Raw genomic sequence first — 20,687 nt, 5'->3', positions numbered from 1 at the left:
CTTTTATTCTATATCTTTTTGGGTGTTACTTTTCGTAAGTTTTAGAACTTATTAAAAGTAACAGGGGTACCTTTGCTAATTTCGTGTTTTAACTGCATCAACGTACCGCTACAAAGTTTTACGGAGTATCCCTTTTCTTTAAGAAATTCAACTAAAGCCTCCGATGAAACCGTTCCATCATTATTCTTATTAGAAATATTATTATACAATTCTAAGCCATTGGCATTTTCGCCAAGACTTCTTAATACATAAGCAGAGGAATAGCCTGAACATTCATAATGTGGCTGATAATCAATAAAATTCTCTGATGTTATCATATATTGTTTAGGAGTGCTCAGTAATATGTACAAATTCATAGCGAGAAATATGCCAAGCAAAACAGCAATACAAATAAATGCACAAAAAATGATTTTTTTACTTAAATGCATTTTTGATTTCATTATTATTAGATCCTCCTATTTTATTATCGTTATCAAATAATACAACATACTTTACCATTTATTATTCAGATAATCTGTGCTTATACTATTTACATTATAAGATAAAATCCATTACTATTTGTTTTTGTCAGCATAAAATCCTCTATATTCTCTTGGTAAAAGTTCAGAAATACTCACCATAATATGATTTAAACAATTTGCTTCCCAGTTTCCTTTGGTTTCATCCTCACTTTTTTTAGGCAGATTGAAAACTTCACCTATGTTAATATTTATATTAGCATCATTAAATGCCTCTTTACCCATATCTTCCTCTATAGGCATAAATTTTTCCGTACCCCAAATACCTATTGGTACTATAGGAGCATTGGTGAGCTTTGCAAAGAGCAAAATTCCTTTTTTCCCTTCAATCATCTTTGCTGTTCTGCTCCGAGTACCTTCGGGAAATATTAAAATGCTGTTACCTTCTTTTACTGCGCTAATGACCTTTTTAATCGCATCTTTATCAGGTGAATTTGGCAATATTGATATTGATCTAACGATTTTAAATCCTAAAGCGGTTAGAGAATTAGATTCTAATTTTTTTCCAGCGACAAAAATAATATTCTCTTTTTCTAGTACTTTGTTCAATACTAAACCATCTGAATTGCTTAAATGATTGCACACAAACAAATAAGGTCTTTTTAAATCACTATCTAAGTTTTCAAGACCTTTTACATCTAAACTTACATGCTTTTTCATCTGCGAATTAACATAAAACTTAACAAATTTAGTTATTAAATGCTCAGGTAATAGTTTCACAAATCTCAATAATAATTTATTCATTTATATACTAACCCCTTCATAAAATTGTGCTTCAAAATTTTACTTAAAATTCCGCTTTACCTATTTACAGAATACAGTATTATCTTCTAACTTTCAATATTAAGTATTTTATGTGATTGCTTTCATAAATAATCATATTACCTATATACACCCTCCTTATGAGTTCATTATCTACTAATCGATATGTGGTTGTCAATGAGCTATAATCTGAAAAAACAGCAGAAATCCGATTATGGATTTTCTGCTGTTTTTCAAGTTTATAGTCAAATTTATTTTATATTATATTTTATTTTATATTTTATCTTAATTAGTAAATAACTGTGTCCAATATTTTGTTCCATTGGAATTTTGATAATATCCAACACCGATTTTTGTGAATTTTGCATTTAAAATATTTGCTCTGTGGCCTTCACTGTTCATCCATGCCTGCATAACTTCTTCAGGTGATTTCTGGCCCCATGCAATATTTTCACCTGCTGCCATATAGTTTACACCCTGCTCTTTTAATGCAGTACTAAAAGTACTTCCGTTTGGTCTGGTGTGGGAAAATGATTTCTCAATTTCCTTTGATCTCACTAGAGCTGCTGATTCCACAGACTTATCAATTGTAAGTGGTGAAAGACCATTTTTGGCTCTTTCTTCATTTACTAATTTCACAACTTGTTCTGCATAAGATAAATCTGTTTTTGATTCAGAACCACCGTCATTTTTTCCTGATTGACCAGGTGCTTCCACCTTAGGTACTTCCACCTTAGGTACTTCTGTCTCTGGTTTTTTCACTTCTGTTTCTGGAACTACAATATTTGAGGAACCAGGGCAATTTTCTAAATTAAGATTATTAAGATTAATTCCATAATCCTTCAACTTACTCATTATCTCATCCTGATTACTGCCGCTCACCGTTATCACATTACCGTTTAATTGTGTACATAAATCATTAAATGATGCAGCCTTTACTGCCGTTGGTGTACTTAAGGTTGTGACCGTTGCTATTGTTGCCATTGATGCTACTACAAATCGTGTTAATTTCATCAGAAACCTCCTTCCGGTTAGGTCGAATATTACAAATATATTGTTACAAATATGTTACAAATATGTTACATGTAGATAGTAGCACACTAGTGAAAGAAATAAAACAGGTAAAGTGTGGCATTTTACAATGGAATAGCTTTTAGCTTTTGTAGTACTTCTTCCTCTGTAATACGCCTACCTCCGTTCTATTTTTCTGCATAAAAAAAATACCAACTAAATAGTTGGTAGCCAAGGAACATGTATTCAATAGTTCTGCATCATTATTTCCATAAATGATTTCATCATGAGTTTTGTGGATAAAACTCTCCAAAGAGTTTGAGGTTTGTAAGGCAAATCTTGGTTTGTGGATATATATTCAATTATTTTAATTTATATTGTGTAATTAATCTAAATTGATAAATTTGAAGTTATGCTTCTACATCTTTCATCATAAAATAATCCTTGCCTTGTTTGTTGATAATATATGTATTCTTAAAACCTAACTTCTCATAAAATCTTAATGCGGTTAAATTTTCCTTATGACATTCCAATAGAAAAGCAACTTTACCATATTTGTGATAAATATATTGGATTGCCATTTTTAATGCTTCCGAACCAATCCCTTTATTCCGATATCGATTATCAATGACGAACCCCAATATTCGAAAGTATGCCTTTCCTCTCAATTCGATTGGATCATTTCACCGATTAAAACTACTCCAACATAGTTATTATTGTGCTTGATTGCAAAGCAATGTCCTTTCAGTTCATTTTCGGTACCATATTCTGACATAGCTATTGTGTCGGCTATATCTTCAACAAACTCTTTTGAAATATCATCCCTTGAAATTTGCAACAAATATTTTTTATTGTTCTTATTCAAAAATTCTAATTCTACTATGACCAATCACTCCTATAAATTCTAATCTCTAATTGCTTTAAATAATTCCAAAAATATAATAGCACTCATCTCACCAACTATCAATAATCTGTTTTCAATGTACTCTTACTTCTTTAAAATAATTAACTTAAATCTTTATTTTAATATTTTAACTTAAATCTTTATTTTAATAATTAACTTAAATCTTTATTTTAATAATTTGCTTGACTATCGATTAATACTATGCTATAGTAAAGAAAGTATTTTTAATAAAGTTTTGATTTCACATATTTTCGTAAGTCATTATTGCATTGATGATTTACAAAAGTATGTGATTTTTTATTTTATTAAAAATATAGTAAAAATTAGGAGGTATCTTTCATGAAAAAAGGTACAGTAAAATGGTTTAACTCACAAAAAGGATTTGGTTTTATTTCTGACGAACAAGGTAATGATGTATTTGTTCACTATTCAGGTCTTGCTATGGATGGTTTTAAGACATTGGAAGATGGCCAGTCAGTAACATTTGAAGTTACTACCGGTCAACGTGGCTTACAAGCTGTTAATGTATTACCTGCTTAAATAGCATCAATGAAAAGATCACTTTATAGTGGTCTTTTTTTTATTCCCTATCCGCCATTTCTTTTTTCTTTATATCTTAGCTCACAGTACATAATGAATCCTCCTTCTTACTTCTGTAAATCTCGATTTAACACAAACATCACATCGTAAGACAATCAAAATAACGTATTACTCCCCTAATACAAATGTTAAAAATTCACATTCTCAAGTCAAATAATAGCAGACCTTCTACCCAGTTTATGGTATAATTATCTCATAACTTTTACAAGGAGGAATTCGTTATGGCATTTCAATTATTACCTAATATGCAGCTTGGAGTAGCTAGTGCACCTGCCCAGATTGAAGGCGGAGATGTTAATCATAACTGGAACAATTGGTACCACCTTGGGCATATTAAGGATGCTTCAAGTCCACAGCGGGCGAATCAGCACTGGGAACACTGGCAGGAAGACATTGAATTAATGCATAGCATGGGAGTCAAGAGATATCGCCTCGGCATCGAATGGGCCCGAATAGAACCTAGCGAGGGCAATTGGAATAAAGAAGTGATAAAGCATTATCGTAAGTTGCTGACCTTTATGAAAAGCCAAGGAATTGAGCCGTTGTTAACCCTGCACCATTTTACAAATCCAATGTGGTTTGAAAAAAAGGAAGGATTTACGAAAGAACAAAACATTCCTGCTTTTCTACGCTATGTCTCCTATGCTGTCCATTCGTTTGGTGATTTGGTTTCAGAATATATTACCATCAACGAACCAAATGTCTATGCAACTTTGGGGTATTACGGCGGAGGATTTCCTCCGGGAGATAATTCCGTCCAATTGACTTCTAAGGTAATGTCCGTCATGGCAACCTGCCATATCAAATCCTACCGTATGATTCATAGAATCCGCAGTAAGATGGGATATACCGACACTAAGGTTTCGTTTGCCCACCATGCACGCGTATTTGCACCAGAAAATCCAAGGAATCCTCTTCACATCTCCTATACAGTACTTTCCAAATGGATGTTTCAGGGTGCCCTTGCAAAGGCTTGTTTGACCGGACAATTTTTACCTCCACTAAGAAATATTAATCATGTCCCTCGCGGACAATATGCTGATTTTCTTGGGTTAAATTACTACACCCGTTCCACGATCAGTAAGCTGGGTGACGGAGTAGCAAATGATGGTCCGAAGAATGATCTTGGATGGGAAATATATCCTCATGGAATCGTTTCTTGTGCACAAGAATTGTATTCTATTCTGAAACGCCCAATCTATATTACCGAAAATGGTACCTGTGACAATCAGGATACCTTTCGTTCCCGCTATATTTATGAGCATTTGAAAGCCTTGTGTGCAAGTAATCTTCCTATAACTCGCTACTATCATTGGTGCTTCTGTGACAATTTTGAATGGCTAGAGGGGGAAAGTGCACGCTTTGGAATTGTACATATTGATTACGAAACACAGAAACGAACCATAAAGCAGAGCGGTCGCTTTTACAATGAAATCATAGAACAGGGAGGCGTAACGGAACAACTCTATGAAAAATACGTCCATGAGGAGGAATACCATTCATGATTTCCTTTGAAAATGATGTCTTTTGGCTAGATACGGATACTACCTCTTATGTGTTTCGTATTACTCCATATGGACACCCTGAACATATTTATTATGGACGTAAACTGGCACATCAGCCGGTGGATGCTCTTGCACTGAAACGAACAGCTACTATCGGTTCATCCGTACTATATGAGCCAAACGATCCGCTGTATTGTCTTGACCATCTTAGCTTAGAATGGTCCGGTATCGGGCGGGGCGACTACCGTTTCAGCCCAGCTGAAATCAAAATGCCAGACGGGAGTTTTACCAATGATTTTATTTACGATTCTTATCGTATCATGGATGGCTGCACTCCGATGGAAGAATTACCTTTTGCAAAATCTGAAGATGCGCAGACACTTGAAATTGTTCTGGTAGATAACGTTGGACATGCAACTTTAAGTCTTTATTACACTGTATTTTCACAGACCGATGTAATTACACGCCGTTGTACCTTAAGAAATCAGGGACCGAATTTTCAAAATAAATCTCATTCCTTACAGCAAAACGATGAGCAAATATCGACACTCCAAGATTCTCAAAGCCACTTGGAAGTAAAGAATTCCTGTGAAAATGAGCAACATAAAGAAAGTCCCATCGTTATCCGCCGTCTTATGAGTATGATGGTAGACCTCCCAAATCAAAGCTATCAACTAATTACCTTTGACGGAGATTGGATTAAAGAGGCACATCGGCATGATCGTCTGTTAATGCCAGGAATGTATGTAAATGGTTCTGTTACCGGAACAAGCTCCAATCGTCATAACCCAGGATTTCTCCTCGCCAATGAACGTGCCGATGAAACTCATGGTAATGTTTATGGTTTTAATCTGATTTACAGCGGTAATCATTTTGGAGGTGCGGAACTATCTCCCCATGGTTTGGTACGTGTTACACTTGGTATTAACCCCCACTGTTTTGAATGGGTATTAAATCCTGGAGAATCTTTTTCTACCCCTCAAGCAGTGATGACTTTCTCTGATCAGGGATTCCATGGTATGAGTCGACATTTTCATGATTTTATTAACCAGCATATCGTACCAGAATATTGGCAAAACAGAGAGCGCCCGATTCTCTACAACAGTTGGGAAGCTTATTTTTTTAAATTTAACCAACGAAAACTATTACATACCGCAAAGCACGCCCGTTCTCTTGGCATGGAGCTTTTTGTATTGGATGACGGCTGGTTTGGCAAGCGTAACAATGACAATGCTGGACTTGGTGATTATGAAGTAAATAAAAAGAAATTCCCTCATGGAATATCCGCATTTTCCCGTAAAATCCGTAAAATGGGTATGGAATTTGGCTTATGGTTTGAGCCAGAGATGGTAAATGAGGACTCAGACCTATACCGAAAACATCCGGATTGGGCGGTACATACGCCACGTAGGAATCCTACCTATGGCAGGAATCAGTTGGTTCTTGATTTGTGCAATCCGAAAGTTAGGGATTATATCGTAGAATCCGTGGGGACGGTATTAGATGATGCGGAAGTATCTTATGTTAAATGGGATATGAACCGACACATCAGCGACGCTTATTCTAGGTTGCTTTCAGAACAGGGGGAATTCTTTCACCGATACATCTTAGGATTATATGAGATACTGAAACGAATCTTTGCCCCGCGCCCCCACATCTTGTTGGAAACCTGCTCCAGCGGTGGCAACCGTTTTGACCTTGGGATGCTTTGCTTTGGTCCGCAAATCTGGGTTTCCGACTGTACTGATCCAGTAGAAAGGCTTTCCATTCAAGGCGGATTATCTTTTCTCTACCCTCCCTCTACTTTTGGCGCTCACGTGTCCGAAGCACCACACCAGCAGACCTTGCGGCAGACGCCCCTTGCTACCCGCTTTCATACCGCCTGCTTTGGATGCTTGGGCTATGAGCTTGAGTTAAAATACCTTTCAAAAATAGAGCGTTCAGAAATTCGGGAGCAAATAGCATTTTATAAATTGCACCGCCCTACCCTACAGTTTGGGAAATTCCGCCGCTTAGAGCCTATAAAATCAAACATCATCCAATGGCAATGTACCGAAAAGGATGAAAGTAAAGCAATCGCAGGGTATTTTCAAACCTTGGCAAATGCCAATCCAGAACATGATATTCTTATCGTGTCAGATTTAAATGAAAAATATAACTATCAGGTTACTACGAAACGTCAGCGTCTGTTTATCAAACGATTTGGAGGACTGATTAAACACGTTCTTCCTGTATCACTAAATCCGGACGGTTTTTTATTAAGACTGGTCAACCGTTTCTATGCTCTCCTCGACTGTACAGAAGAATATATTGGAGATGGCCGCCTGCTTGGAAGTGGGATTCTTTTAAACAACCAGTTTATGGGAAGTTATTATAATTTTGAAACTAGGTTACTGGGAGATTTCGGCTCTAATCTCTACCTAATTAAACAAATGGAAAGTGAGGTTTCCTAATGAATCAATTACATAAATCCAACCGTTTTACCTTTGGAATTGGAACCATCGGTAGAGATATGGTCTATTCGCTGATCAGCATGTATTTAACGTTTTATCTTACTGATGTCATCGAAGTTTCTACCAAAGTCCTTTGGTGGATTACCGGTATTACTTTACTTTGCCGTGTTTTTGACGCTTTTAATGATCCTATTATGGGACTTATTGTGGACAATACCCATTCTAGATTTGGTAAATTCAAGCCTTGGATTGCGTTAGGTGCAGTATTGTCTAGTATTTTTACTGTCCTTCTTTTTACGGATTTCCATACAAAAGGATCAGCATTTGTAATACTTTATACTATACTCTATCTATCTTGGGGAATTAGCTTTACCATTAACGATATTTCTTACTGGTCGATGCTACCATCCTTAAGTCTGTTACAGAGTGAGCGGGAGAAAATTGGCTCAATCGCACGTATTTGCGCAAATATCGGTCTGTTCTTTGTGGTTGCAGGCATTGTACCTATTACTAAAGCATGGGGTACTTCCCTCGACAGTTTGCCAAAGGCATATTTTTACTTCTCTTTACTAGTGGTAGCAATTATGTTGGCAGGCCAGATGATTACACTATTCGGAGTCCGGGAGTCCCATCAAATTAAAGAACAAAAGCAGCATACCTCCCTAAAAGAATTACTTTTTGTAATTATAAAAAATGACCAACTTACTATTACCGCTGTTGCTATGGCTTTATTTATGATTGGTTATGTCACAACCACCAGTTTCGGAATTTATTTTTTCAAATATGCATATGGCAATGAAGATATGTACGCGATCTTTGCCCTAATCCTAGGTGTGTCCCAGATTGCTGCACTATCTATCTTTCCGATGCTTGGGAAACGCTATGAGCGCAAAACCTTGTATACCTTTTCTATCATACTTGTGTTAATTGGTTATCTTTTGTTTTTCTTCTCTTCAAATCACAATATGATTTTGATTGGTATTTCCGGTGTCTTGATATTTGTAGGGCAAGCTTTTGTTCAGATTATGATGTTAATGTTTCTAGCTGATTCAGTGGATTATGGCCATTGGAAGCTTGGAAAACGTAATGATTCGATATCCTTTTCTTTGCAGCCTTTTATTAATAAAATTGGAGGAGCTGTTGCAAATGGTATCGTAACTGTGATTGTTATTGTTTCCGGAATTAAGAATGCATCTTCTGCTAAAGATGTTACTTCTGGTGGGCTATTGATGATGAAAATAGCCATGCTTTTGTTCCCGCTTCTATGCATACTATGTAGTTATATTCTTTACCGTAGTAAATACAAGATTGACCGTAAACTACATAATCAAATCTTACAAGATCTTGCCGAGCGTGGTGAATTGAATACAGTAGAATCAGATTAATGAGATAAGTTTGATTGAAATGCGTGCCTTTGCGCATACATGATTGAAACGCGTGCCTTTGAGCGCAGTTGGGAGCCTAAAATGTATACACTTAAAAGTAAATTACGTGACTTATACCGCCATCCTGTGGGGTATGATGTCATCAATAAAATTTTATTGCAGGCAGGTCTTTCCAAAGGGTTGATTGAAAATCCTGTCATCGGTGCTTTACCTCTTTCCTTCCTCAATCGTATTGCAGGAAAAAAACTAGGAAATGGCTTCTTTGATGCATTACTTGCCCTGTTAAATCAATCCAACGACAGGCTTGATCCATACTCATCTAAGGATAAGAAAATTACTCCTACTTGGTGGAAGGAAGCTGTGTTTTATCAGATTTATCCTCGCAGTTTCATGGATGGAAATGGTGATGGTGTCGGAGATCTTCCCGGTATTATTTCGAAATTAGATTACTTAAAGGAGCTTGGCGTGGATGCCCTCTGGCTCTCTCCTATCTATGATTCTCCAGGAGATGACAATGGATATGATATTAGAGATTACCAAAAGATTGATTCACAATTCGGTACCATGGAAGATTTTGATCTCCTGCTTACGGAACTTCATGCACGCAATATGCGTTTAGTCATGGATTTGGTGGTAAATCATACTTCCGATGAACATCACTGGTTTAAAGAAGCGTTGAAATCTTCAGAATCTACTTACCGAGATTATTATTTTCTAAGAAAAGAACCGAACAACTGGACTTCTTTTTTTAGCGGTAGTGCTTGGAACCACTATCCTGAGGAAGATCTCTGGGGACTACATCTATTTTCCAAAAAGCAAATGGATCTAAATTGGGAGAATCCAAAGCTTAGACAAGATATCTATCAAATGATTCGTTGGTGGTTAGAAAAAGGGGTAGATGGCTTTCGCCTGGATGTAATCAACTATATTTCTAAGGAGACTGGACTACCGGATGGTGATTCCTTCATCGGAAATCTGATGGGATTTACAGGAATTGAACATTATTTTTATGGACCAAAGCTTCATAACCATTTGCAGGAAATACAGAAAGAGGCTTTCACACCTTATCAGGCTTTTTCTGTGGGAGAAACTCCTGGTATCGGAATGAAGATGGGAAAACTTCTTACAGACGATAGCCGTGGTGAGCTTAATATGATGTTTTCCTTTGATCATCTAGAAACCAGCGGACATGCTCGATTTGATCAATATGAGTATGATTTAAATTATTATAAATCTTATATTATGGACTGGATGGAAAATTTCGCGGATACCTCATGGATGTCGCTTTTTTATGATAACCATGACAACCCTCGAATGCTTTCTAAAGTTGACCATACCCATACACATCGCCAGGAGCTTGCAAAGATGTTAGCCATGATTCAGATGACGTTAAAAGGTACTCCTTTTTTGTATCAGGGGCAAGAACTTGGAATGATTAATAAAGATTTCCACGAGATTAGCAATTTTCGAGATGTAGAAAGTATTAATAAATATAAGGAACTCTGTGAAAAAATGCCAAAAGAAGAAGCTTTTCTTCAAATCCTTGCAGGAAGTCGTGACCATGCCCGTACACCTATGCAGTGGTCAGCGAAACCTGGGTGTGGTTTCTCAAATGCAGTACCTTGGATTGACAGTGACGGCGATGAATTAGTGTGTAATGCTGAGATTCAGATGCAGGATTCAGAGTCTGTTTTATCTTTTTATCGGGATTTGATTGCACTCAGGAGAAAAACACCAGCATTGATTTATGGAGATATTGAATTCACGCATAAGAAGCGGAAGGATATTTTGATCTATACTCGTTACCTAGAGGGTGAAACTTACCTGATTATCTGTAATTTGAGTAATGATGAGCAGAAACTTCCGGGAAATGTACCTGTTTCGGAAAGTTTAGAAGGTTTGGAAAGTTTATCTGCTTCTGCCGACGAAAGAAAGGGCTTAGTACTCTGCAATTATCCAGCGAAAGTCATGAAATCTCTTCGTGCTTATGAGGGTAGGGTTTATCGTATTTAGTGATATACAACGAAAAACATTAGCGAATTAAAAAGGCAGTCTATACCTACTTCATACGGTATAGACTGCCTTTTTATACATCATCATCCTAGTTCTTAGGCGGAGGGTTACATCTGCTTTACAAGATCAATCCCAAACTTCTTAACCTCTTGATAAAGTCTAGCAATCGGGAGTCCTACAATAGTATAATAATCCCCCTCAATTCTTGTAACATGCGCTGCAAATCTTCCTTGAACAGCATAAGCTCCAGCCTTATCCATAGGTTCCTTGGACTTGATATAATCCATAATTTCTTCCTCGGTAAGGTCTGAAACTGTAACCTTGGATATTTCGAAAAACGTGCGCTCTTCTACTTCTCCTGAATCATTTTTTATAATCACTGTTACACCAGTATATACTTCGTGTGTTACCCCAGACAACAATTGTAACATTTCCTTCGCATGATCCTCATTCTTGGGTTTTCCAAGAATTTGGTTTTTGTATGCTACGATTGTATCTGAACCTATGATAATTGTATTTGTTTCATATTGTTTAGCGATATCATGGGCTTTCATCTTTGAAAGTTCCATCACAATGTTTTCAGGTAAAGTTTCTGATGTTATTTCTTCCATATTACTGACACAAACCGTGAAATTGATACCTACCTGTGATAAGATTTCCTTTCTCCTTGGAGAACCTGAAGCTAAAACTATCTGATACATAAAACCTCTCCATTCTGTCGCAATCCTGCAAATTTGAGCAAAAACAAAATATTCGCAAGGTGTCATTCTGATACGTTACTCCACTGTATAATAGTTCATTTTAATACACTATAAATTATTTCCCCTCTAAAACCTCTAACCTACTTTTTTTAAATAAGCGCTCATAATTTGGAACATAGATTATAAAATACATGATAATTGCAAGTCCAATCGCAAAAAATACATCAATAATGGAATGTTGCTTAACAAAAACTGTTGACATACAGATTAATGTGCTTAATATTATGGACCCAGTAACAATAAGTTTAGACTTCCCAAGTCGTTTGCTTTTTATTATTACTGTTGTTAATCCTATGGAATTGAAACAATGAATACTCGGACAAACATTCGTTCCGGGATCGACACTATAAATAAAACGAGTCATCTCAATCATAAAATTATTTCTTCCTAGAGAATCTAAATCATGTTGGAAATTTATTCCTGTAGGATAAATGGAGTATGCAATCAGACAGATTGTCATTCCAATAAATAAAAATCCAGTGCAACGATAAAAATCTTCTTTGGAAGTAAAGAAAAAATAAGCAATGACAACCGGTACATAAGGAAACCATATGTAATAAGGAATGATGAACCACTCAATAAACGGTATCTTGTCATCTAGACTAGATTTAACTAAATGAAAAGAATCAACACTTGCTTGATTTAAATAGAAAAACCATACTAAATAAATTATGAAATAAAGCAATACCCAGGCATGATTATACTTCTTTAAAATTTGTTTCATTATCAATGTCCCTTTCTAGGTCACAAATAATTCGCCATTTTTTTCTAATATTTTGCAACCTCTAAGTAATTATTCTATCACAGTCTAACAAACGAAACAACTAAATAAGTCTTAAACATACCCTAAGAATAAATTAAATTTTTCTTAATTTATGGATTGCATATTTTTTTATTATGATGTATATTTATAAATATAAAATACTATTTATGCATCTGTATTTGTTTTAAAGTGCATAACAACTTGTTAAGGAGGATATTATTATGAAAGAAAAAGTTATTTTAGCATATTCCGGCGGTCTTGATACTACAGCTATCATTCCATGGTTAAAGGAGAATTATGATTATGATGTGGTTTGCTGCTGTATCGATGTCGGACAGGGAAATGAATTAGATGGATTAGAAGAAAGAGCAAAGTTATCCGGTGCTACGAAATTATACATCGAGCATGTAACCGATGAATTCGTAGATGAATACGTAATGCCATGTGTAAAAGCTGGCGCTGTTTATGAAAATAAATACCTTCTTGGTACTTCTATGGCCAGACCAGTAATAGCAAAAAAATTAGTAGAAGTTGCAATAAAAGAAAATGCTGTTGCAATATGCCATGGTGCAACTGGAAAAGGAAATGACCAAGTTCGTTTTGAATTAGGCATTAAGGCACTTGCTCCAGACTTAAAGATCATAGCTCCATGGAGATGTAACAATACCTGGAAGATGCAGTCTAGAGAAGATGAAATCGAATATTGTAAAGCACACGGAATCGATTTGCCATTTGATGCAAGCCATAGCTATAGTCGTGACCGTAACTTATGGCATATTAGCCATGAGGGTCTAGAGTTAGAAGATCCTGCAAATGCTCCAAACTATGATCATTTACTTGTACTTGGTGTATCTCCCGAAAAAGCTCCAAATGAAGCGGAAAGCTTAAGTTTAACATTTGAAAAAGGTATTCCTGTTGCTCTTAATGGTAAGGCAATGAAAGCTTCTGAGATCATCGAAGAATTAAACGTACTTGGTGGCAAGTATGGTATCGGTATTATTGATATCGTAGAAAACCGAGTTGTTGGTATGAAGTCTCGTGGTGTGTATGAAACTCCTGGTGGAACAATTTTAATGGAAGCTCATACTCAGCTCGAAGAATTAATCTTAGATCGAGCTACACTTTCTTGCAAAAAAGAGATCGGAAATAAATTCGCTGATGTTGTCTATGAAGGTAAATGGTTTACTCCTCTTCGTGAAGCTCTCCAAGCTTTTGTTGAAGTAACTCAAGAATATGTAACAGGTGAAGTTAAATTAAAGCTTTACAAAGGTAATATTATTAAACAAGGAACAACCTCCCCATATTCTCTATATAATGAAAGCATTGCATCTTTCACAACAGGGGAACTATATAATCATCATGATGCAGAAGGATTTATCAATCTTTTTGGACTTTCTTTAAAGGTTCGTGCTATGAAGATGGCTGAAGTAGAAAAAAATAAATAACTATATAATCAAATAGCCCAGATAGATTTAAATTCTAAATCTTCTGGGCTCCCTTGTTAACGTTTCTATTTATTTTTACTCAATGTAATCTTTTTCGTCTTCTTCACATTTTTCTTTTTTGGATTACTACACTGTTCTTTTTTTGGCTTTCCTCCATGTTATCCTTTTTATTTTTATACGTGCTATCCTCTTTACTTTCCACAGAATCATCATTTTTATCTTCCTCTAAGTTAGTATCTCTACTTTTCTCTAAGGTATCTTTTTGGCTCTCCTCTAATTTATCGTCTTTACTCTCGTCTAATTTATCTTCTTTATCCTCCTCTAATTTATCTTCTTTACTCTCTTCTAATCTATCTTCTTTACTCTCCCCTATATTTTCTTTTTTACTTTCCTTACATTCTTCACTATTACCACTTTCTAATGTTTCCTCTAATTTTTTTATATCCAAGCTTCCATTACTATTTTCTGATTTTAACGCTACAAGGACATCCAATAATTTTTTTGGTATAGGCAGTCCAATCGTTGCAACATTCTCTAAAATGCTGATTCCCTCATTTGATAAATAGAAAAAAATAATTGCAGTTCGCATTACATTACCACTACGAACAACATTCGTATCAATAATGTGGCCTATTCCAACAAGACATAAGATAACTACCTTTTTAAAAATGCCCCGAAACCCAACCTCACTTGATACCTTATGCTGCAAGATAGCAACCATAACACCTGTAAGATAGTCAATAACGATAAACAATAACAATGCATACATAAAACCATCAGTCCCACCTAAAAACCATCCTAAGAAACCACCAAGACTAGATATTAATATCTGAATTGATGTTACGATATCTTTCATATTCCCCCTCCTTGTACCGTATTTACTATTAGAATATGCTCCTCTCCAATGAATGTGCCTTAATTCGACAATTCTTAATAAACTGAAGTACACATTTAATTTTGATCACTCCAAGTAGACCCTTTTGACGAAGTTTCTTATCGTTTGTTATTAAATAGTCATAACCAAACAGTCTCTCATGTCGTATCTTATCTAAGCCCTTTGATAAGGATATGATTAAACATTGTTTCGAAATCTTTAATTATGCTATAATATCCCAAACGTTTAGAAGAATTTATGTCTTGCAAATATGAATAAAGTAAAGGAGATTGTTATGAATTACGGTTACTTCGACGAAGCAAACAGAGAATATGTAATTACAAAACCGAATACCCCAGCTCCATGGGCAAATTATTTGGGTTCCCCCGAGTATGGTGCTATTATATCGAATAACGCAGGTGGCTATAGCTTTGTGAAGAGTGGTGCAAATGGTAGAATATCAAGATATATATTCAATCAGGAAGACAAACCAGGAAGATATATTTATTTACGTGATGATGTATCAGGGGATTATTGGTCAGCATCATGGCAGCCAGTTGGTAAAGATTTATCGGTTTATCAAAATGAATGCCGTCATGGTACCGCTTATACCAAAATTAGTGCTGATTATTCTAATATTCATTCCGAAGCTTTATATTATGTTCCTTTAAACAAGACACATGAAGTTTGGAAGTTGTCTGTAACCAATACCGACAATAAAGAACGAAAAATTTCCACCTTCGGCTTCATTGAATTTACGAATGAGGACTATTATGAAAATGATCAAGTTAATCTCCAGTATACACTCTTTATTACCAAAACTTATTTTAAAGAGAATAAGATCCTACAAACAATTAACGAAAATACTGGCAAGAATGCAGAAGGTACGAATTACCGTGAACGTTTCTTTGGTAGTGTAGGTCAACCTATTGTTTCCTATAATGGTGACAAGGCATCCTTTATTGGGCGTTATCATAGTTATGGAAATCCAGTTGCCGTTATCAATGGATGCTGCGATAATACTTTAAATTATAATTCTAACGCATGCGGTGCCCTTCACTCCATATTAACTCTTGCACCTGGTGAAACAAAGGAATTAGTATACATATTAGGTAAGAAAAATGATAAAGACTCTGCAGAAATTTTAAAAGGTTATGAGGATTTTTCTATCATCGAGAATGAGTTAGTAGAGTTAAAAACATATTGGCATGGAAAATTAGAGCAATTCCAGGTTCAAACCCCAGATGATAACTTTAATCATATGGTTAATACGTGGAATGCTTACCAATGCTTTATCACATTTATCTGGTCAAGAGCCGCTTCTTTCATGTATGCAGGATTAAGAAACGGTTACGGTTATCGAGATACCGTACAAGACATACAAGGTATCATTCATCTTGATCCAGAATTGGCGGGTGAAAAGATTCGCTTCATGCTATCAGCGCAGGTAGATAATGGTGGCGGTTTACCATTAGTAAAGTTCAATCATAACGCTGGTCATGAAGATACTCCTGACGATGCTTCTTATGCACAAGCAACTGGACATCCAGCTTACCGTGCAGATGACGCTCTCTGGTTATTCCCTACGGTATTAAAGTACATTTCTGAAACAGGAAATAAAACATTTATTGATGAAGTTATTCCATATGCTAATAAAGACGAAGGAACCGTTTATGATCACTTAAAGAGAGCTATAAATTTCTCTATGGAGCGCCTAGGGGCACATAATATGCCTGCTGGACTTCATGCTGATTGGAACGATTGTTTGCGACTTGGTAAAAAAGGAGAATCTTCCTTCGTAGCACTACAGTTATATTATGCTATGACCGTAATTCGTGCGTTTGCAAAGGAAAAAGATGATGACGTTTATCTTGCCTATTTAGATAAAGTACAAACAGAACTTGGTGAAACCATCCAGAAATATTGTTGGGAAGAAGATCGTTTTATCCGTGGCTTTAAAGAAGATGGTCAAGTAATCGGTTCTAAGAAAGATCCAGAAGCAAATATGTGGCTAAATCCACAGTCATGGTCAGTGATTAGTGGTCTTGCTACTAAGGACCAAGCTGAAAAAGCATTAGAGAGTGTTCATCGCGAATTAAATACAGCGTATGGATGCCGCTTAATGGCTCCATCCTACGTTGACCATGCATTTGACGGTGCTCTTGCTATCTTATTTAATAAATCAACCAAAGAGAATGGTGGTATCTTCTCGCAGCCACAAGGTTGGATCATCCTTGCAGAATCCTTAATGGGTCATGGTGATTGCGCCTATCAGTATTTTAAGGAGAGCTCTCCATCTTCTCAGAATGATAATGCAGATGTCCGTGTTCTTGAACCATATGTTCATGGGCAATTTACAGAATCGGTTGATAGCCCATTTGAAGGCCGATCCCATGTACACTGGTTGACAGGAACTGCATCAACTGTGATGGTTGGCTGCGTCGAAGGTATCTTAGGTATACGTCCTAACTTCGATGGTCTATTACTCTCCCCTTCCATACCATCCAATTGGAAAGAAGTTAAAATTACTAAGATGTTCCGCAATAAGAAGTTAAATATTACGATACAAAACTTTGATGGTGCAGAAGGTGGTTACCGCGAATGTTACTTAAATGGAACAATACTTTCTTCAAATTACATTCCTGCGGAATCACTATCTGTAGAAAATGAAGTATTATTAGTAATGTAGCTATTTGGCTATTACCATAATCCTACTTTATTTGCAGAAGTAATAAATATATCGAATTGTTATTTTACCCCTATTCTATCTTTTCTCTGTAATGAATATAATGCAGTGAAAAGTAAAGATAGGGGTAATCTTATGAATATGGATATTATCACATTAGAAGAATGTGAAGAACAATTTGAATTTAACCAATGTACAGCTATTATTAACAATGGCCATATTGATGGCTTTGAAGTAGACGAGTCTCGAACTCTCAATACTATTTATATCCTACATACTCCCCTTTCTTAATTTTCACATAGTTTTTATAAAAATGTACATACTACGGACAAAAAGGAAAGGAGATTTTTCTCATGGAAAGTTCTAAAAATAGTAAAGCAACCCCAACCAAAAGAACAGCTTCCAACAGTTCTAACAACGTAGGTTTTACCAGAACCAATGCCAAACAAGTTTATAAAAGTAAGTCAATGCGTGATGACTATTATGATGATGATGACAAAGAGGAAATCGACGAAGTTTATGACTCCGAAGATTATTATTAGACTTAACCTTTCTTTATTTCCTTTGCGACCCCTTCTTACCTAAGATGAGATTGCGCCCATGCTGGGCGCAATCAAAAAAAAGACAATCAGTCAAAAACTGATTGTCTTTTTTTATAACAATATACCTCGTATATATAAGTCAATATCAAAAGCAATAGGATTAATAGAACTCACTAATTCTATTAATAAGCAATATGCGCTTCAAATTTAGCTATTTGATCTTTTCTTCCGATAACTACAATAGCATCTCCTTCTTTTAAATCAGTATCTGGAGACACCTCTATCGTAGTGATATTACCATGCTCTAATGCGATAATGTTAAGATTAAAGTTTTTACGAACATCGATATCGGTGATTGTTTTTCCAATAAGTTTCTCAGTAACTTGTATCTCTGATACTGTGATGTCACCATTCAATTCAATAAAATCTAGTGCTTTGGAATATACCAAACGATTTGCAAGACGAATTGCCATATCCCTCTCTGGATAGATAACCTCTGCACCTAACTTTTCTAATACTTTACCTTGATCTGAACTAAATGCCTTTGCTATTACACGTGGTACACCCATGTTAATTACATGAAGTGTGGTTAATATACTGGTATCAACTTTTTCACCAATACAGACAACAACAGTCTCACAATTTTGAATTCCTGTCTCTTCTAGTACTTCTTGTGTTAAAGCTCCAGCAACAAAAGCTTCTTGAACTATTCCACGTATTTGTTTAATGGTATCTTCATTATTGTCAATTACCATTACCTCTTTACCAGCACTTGCTAAAGTCTCAGCTAAAGCATATCCAAATCTACCCAATCCAATAATACCAAACTCAATTGATGAACGATTACTTTTCATATTCCTCCCTAACAGAAACTTGTCTGTTATATCTGTCATTTTCATGTTCCTATATCCTTATCCTTATCACATTTTTTTATCCTATAATTAAACTTTCCTCAGAATAGCTTACACTAGGCTTATCTTTATGTGACCAAAGGGTAGCTATCGTCATAGGTCCAAGCCTTCCGACAAACATTGTTAAAATTAATATTAATTTTGATAAATCTTTTAAATATGGTGTAATACCTGTAGATAAACCTACCGTACCAAACGCACTTGTAATTTCATATAAATTTTGTATAAAGCTGTTATCAGGTTCGATAAAACACATTAGTAACGTATTTAAACATACCAAACCCATTGCTAATAAAAATATTACAAATGATCTTGAAATAACATCATTTGGAACCCTACGTTTGAACGCTGTACAGTGTTTGTTTTTGGCTGTACTATATAGGCTTTTTATTAATGTAAAAAAGGTAGTTGTCTTGATACCACCACCAGTGGAACCAGGAGAGGCTCCAATAAACATTAAAATAATTAAGACAAATAAACCAGCATTTGTAAAATTGCCTGAATTATAAGTACTAAATCCAGCAGTTCTAGCTGATGTGCTCATAAAAAAGGCACCAAGCCAAGTAATATCTTCTGTTAAATATAAAAGTACGGTTCCTACTGTTAACAAAATACCAGTCATCATAAGTACAACCTTAGTATGAAGACTTAATTTACGAAGGGATCTTTTCTCTACAAGCTCTTTTGTAACAATAAAACCCATACCACCAAAGATAATTAAACCAGCTGTAGTTAAGTTGAGTAATACATTATCTTTATAATTTAAGAGGTTTTGAAAGTGTCCTAGAACGTCAAAACCAGAGTTATTAAAACTTGCCACCGAATGGAATAAACTTATTCCCAATGCTTTAACTGGTGAATAGTCTTTTACAAAGACGATGAAGCTTAAAATTGTTCCTACCACTTCAAAGCATAAGGTAGTAAATAATACTGCCTTAACAAGTTGCATAATACCCTTCAGAGAGTTTAAATTCATCGAATCTCTCATGAGTACTCTACCCTTAATACCAACCTTCTTCCCTGCAAATAACAAGATTGCGACACCGATACTAGTAACCCCTAATCCTCCAATCTGAATTAGAAATCCTACTACGGTACGACCAAATATATTAAAGGTGTCTGCTGTATCGACAGCAATTAATCCGGTTACACAAACCGCGCTTGTTGAAGTAAACAAAGCATCTATAAATCTAACATTTACTCCATCGTTTGCAGATATTGGGAGCCATAAAATTATTGCTCCAATCAAAATAACACTTGCAAACCCTAATGATATTAATCTTCCAGGGCTTACCCTTTTTAGCAGTTTCATTTTCTACCCCTTGATGTAAACAATTATGAATTTTTAATACTATACTTTCAATGTCATCTGCAATGTCTTCACAGGCATCACAGCAAATCTCAAAAAGATCTAATATACGAGTCCATGAAAATAACTCGATTGGATCTTTACAATTCATATGCAAATCTCTAACGAGTTGTGCATATAAAGCATCTCCTTCTTCCTCTAAGCGGTTTAACTCTACAATTGCATCATGTAGCTTGGTGGACTTT

General features: G+C 35.6%; 19 protein-coding genes and 1 pseudogene. 9 read left to right on the top strand and 11 right to left on the bottom strand.

All coding sequences use genetic code 11. The features are described 5' to 3' along the window. Positions 1 to 41 precede the first annotated feature (41 nt). From CPHY_RS10045 to CPHY_RS10025, 5 genes are all read right to left on the bottom strand, one after another. On the bottom strand, positions 42 to 440 hold the full coding sequence (locus tag CPHY_RS10045; RefSeq protein WP_012199964.1) for a hypothetical protein: 399 nt from the start codon (positions 438 to 440) through the stop codon (positions 42 to 44). 114 nt (positions 441 to 554) lie between these two features. Continuing rightward, positions 555 to 1,262, bottom strand: coding sequence for a lysophospholipid acyltransferase family protein (locus CPHY_RS10040; protein WP_012199963.1), 708 nt, complete (start codon positions 1,260 to 1,262; stop codon positions 555 to 557). Positions 1,263 to 1,565: 303 nt separating this feature from the next. Further along, the gene (locus CPHY_RS10035) at positions 1,566 to 2,294 is read right to left on the bottom strand and encodes a CAP domain-containing protein (protein ID WP_012199962.1); all 729 of its coding nucleotides are present in this window, start codon (positions 2,292 to 2,294) and stop codon (positions 1,566 to 1,568) included. 407 nt (positions 2,295 to 2,701) lie between these two features. Continuing rightward, positions 2,702 to 2,959 (bottom strand): GNAT family N-acetyltransferase, encoded by a 258-nt coding sequence (locus tag CPHY_RS10030; RefSeq protein ID WP_041703476.1) that lies wholly within the window; start codon positions 2,957 to 2,959, stop codon positions 2,702 to 2,704. After that, entirely contained in the window at positions 2,956 to 3,180 is a 225-nt protein-coding gene (locus CPHY_RS10025) for a hypothetical protein (protein WP_041703472.1), read from the bottom strand. The genes CPHY_RS10030 and CPHY_RS10025 overlap by 4 nt, the downstream gene beginning before the upstream one ends. 354 nt (positions 3,181 to 3,534) lie before the next feature. Between CPHY_RS10025 and CPHY_RS10020 the strand changes: the two genes are divergently transcribed. The 5 genes from CPHY_RS10020 (at position 3,535) to CPHY_RS10000 (ending at position 11,151) form a co-directional block, all read left to right on the top strand. Beyond that, complete coding sequence (locus tag CPHY_RS10020) at positions 3,535 to 3,735, top strand: cold-shock protein (protein WP_012199960.1); 201 nt, start codon at positions 3,535 to 3,537, stop codon at positions 3,733 to 3,735. A gap of 281 nt (positions 3,736 to 4,016) precedes the next feature. Further along, positions 4,017 to 5,300: a glycoside hydrolase family 1 protein gene (locus CPHY_RS10015; RefSeq protein WP_012199959.1), complete on the top strand. Its 1,284-nt coding sequence runs from the start codon at positions 4,017 to 4,019 to the stop codon at positions 5,298 to 5,300. Next, on the top strand, positions 5,297 to 7,753 hold the full coding sequence (locus CPHY_RS10010; protein WP_012199958.1) for an alpha-galactosidase: 2,457 nt from the start codon (positions 5,297 to 5,299) through the stop codon (positions 7,751 to 7,753). Before CPHY_RS10015 ends, CPHY_RS10010 begins: the two co-directional genes overlap by 4 nt. Continuing rightward, positions 7,753 to 9,138 carry a glycoside-pentoside-hexuronide (GPH):cation symporter gene (locus CPHY_RS10005; protein WP_012199957.1) on the top strand — a complete coding sequence of 462 codons (1,386 nt, stop codon included), beginning with the start codon at positions 7,753 to 7,755 and terminating at the stop codon, positions 9,136 to 9,138. Before CPHY_RS10010 ends, CPHY_RS10005 begins: the two co-directional genes overlap by 1 nt. Positions 9,139 to 9,219: 81 nt before the next feature. Continuing rightward, the gene (locus tag CPHY_RS10000; protein WP_012199956.1) at positions 9,220 to 11,151 is read left to right on the top strand and encodes an alpha-glucosidase; all 1,932 of its coding nucleotides are present in this window, start codon (positions 9,220 to 9,222) and stop codon (positions 11,149 to 11,151) included. 107 nt (positions 11,152 to 11,258) lie between these two features. On the opposite strand, the gene CPHY_RS09995 is transcribed toward CPHY_RS10000, so the two are convergent. Together CPHY_RS09995 and CPHY_RS09990 are read right to left on the bottom strand one after the other, a co-directional pair. After that, positions 11,259 to 11,852 carry a Maf family protein gene (locus CPHY_RS09995; RefSeq protein ID WP_012199955.1) on the bottom strand — a complete coding sequence of 198 codons (594 nt, stop codon included), beginning with the start codon at positions 11,850 to 11,852 and terminating at the stop codon, positions 11,259 to 11,261. Positions 11,853 to 11,967: 115 nt separating this feature from the next. Next, the gene (locus CPHY_RS09990) at positions 11,968 to 12,636 is read right to left on the bottom strand and encodes a phosphatase PAP2 family protein (protein WP_012199954.1); all 669 of its coding nucleotides are present in this window, start codon (positions 12,634 to 12,636) and stop codon (positions 11,968 to 11,970) included. Positions 12,637 to 12,896: 260 nt separating this feature from the next. On the opposite strand from CPHY_RS09990, the gene CPHY_RS09985 reads away from it, so the two are divergent. Next, positions 12,897 to 14,120, top strand: a complete 1,224-nt coding sequence (locus CPHY_RS09985; RefSeq protein ID WP_012199953.1) for an argininosuccinate synthase — start codon at positions 12,897 to 12,899, stop codon at positions 14,118 to 14,120. A 103-nt stretch (positions 14,121 to 14,223) separates the two neighbouring features. Here CPHY_RS09985 and CPHY_RS22555 read toward each other — a convergent pair whose 3' ends face one another. After that, positions 14,224 to 14,976, bottom strand: coding sequence for a phage holin family protein (locus tag CPHY_RS22555; RefSeq protein ID WP_012199952.1), 753 nt, complete (start codon positions 14,974 to 14,976; stop codon positions 14,224 to 14,226). A 313-nt stretch (positions 14,977 to 15,289) separates the two neighbouring features. Between CPHY_RS22555 and CPHY_RS09975 the strand changes: the two genes are divergently transcribed. The 3 genes from CPHY_RS09975 to CPHY_RS09970 all read left to right on the top strand — a co-directional run bounded on the left by CPHY_RS09975 (position 15,290) and on the right by CPHY_RS09970 (position 18,222). Then, complete coding sequence (locus CPHY_RS09975) at positions 15,290 to 17,683, top strand: GH36-type glycosyl hydrolase domain-containing protein (protein ID WP_012199951.1); 2,394 nt, start codon at positions 15,290 to 15,292, stop codon at positions 17,681 to 17,683. Between the two features lie 132 nt (positions 17,684 to 17,815). Beyond that, positions 17,816 to 17,971, top strand: coding sequence for a hypothetical protein (locus CPHY_RS21715; RefSeq protein ID WP_157668702.1), 156 nt, complete (start codon positions 17,816 to 17,818; stop codon positions 17,969 to 17,971). A gap of 62 nt (positions 17,972 to 18,033) precedes the next feature. Next, a complete protein-coding gene (locus tag CPHY_RS09970; protein ID WP_041703466.1) occupies positions 18,034 to 18,222 on the top strand; it encodes a hypothetical protein in 189 nt (62 codons plus the stop codon). Positions 18,223 to 18,404: 182 nt separating this feature from the next. Here the strand turns inward: CPHY_RS09970 and CPHY_RS09965 are convergent, their stop codons facing one another. The 3 genes and pseudogenes from CPHY_RS09965 to CPHY_RS22650 form a co-directional block, all read right to left on the bottom strand. After that, complete coding sequence (locus CPHY_RS09965; protein ID WP_012199950.1) at positions 18,405 to 19,076, bottom strand: potassium channel family protein; 672 nt, start codon at positions 19,074 to 19,076, stop codon at positions 18,405 to 18,407. Between the two features lie 76 nt (positions 19,077 to 19,152). Further along, on the bottom strand, positions 19,153 to 20,439 hold the full coding sequence (locus CPHY_RS09960) for a TrkH family potassium uptake protein (RefSeq protein ID WP_242658002.1): 1,287 nt from the start codon (positions 20,437 to 20,439) through the stop codon (positions 19,153 to 19,155). Next, positions 20,324 to 20,671: pseudogene (locus CPHY_RS22650) on the bottom strand (DUF47 domain-containing protein); the annotation flags it as partial. The gene CPHY_RS09960 and the pseudogene CPHY_RS22650, both read right to left, overlap by 116 nt. Positions 20,672 to 20,687: the final 16 nt, after the last annotated feature.

Source organism: Lachnoclostridium phytofermentans ISDg (assembly GCF_000018685.1).
Classification (GTDB): Bacteria; Bacillota; Clostridia; order Lachnospirales; family Lachnospiraceae; genus Lachnoclostridium; species Lachnoclostridium phytofermentans.
The sequence above is the reverse complement of the archived record's forward strand: the minus strand, read 5'-3'. Positions and strand labels throughout refer to the sequence as shown.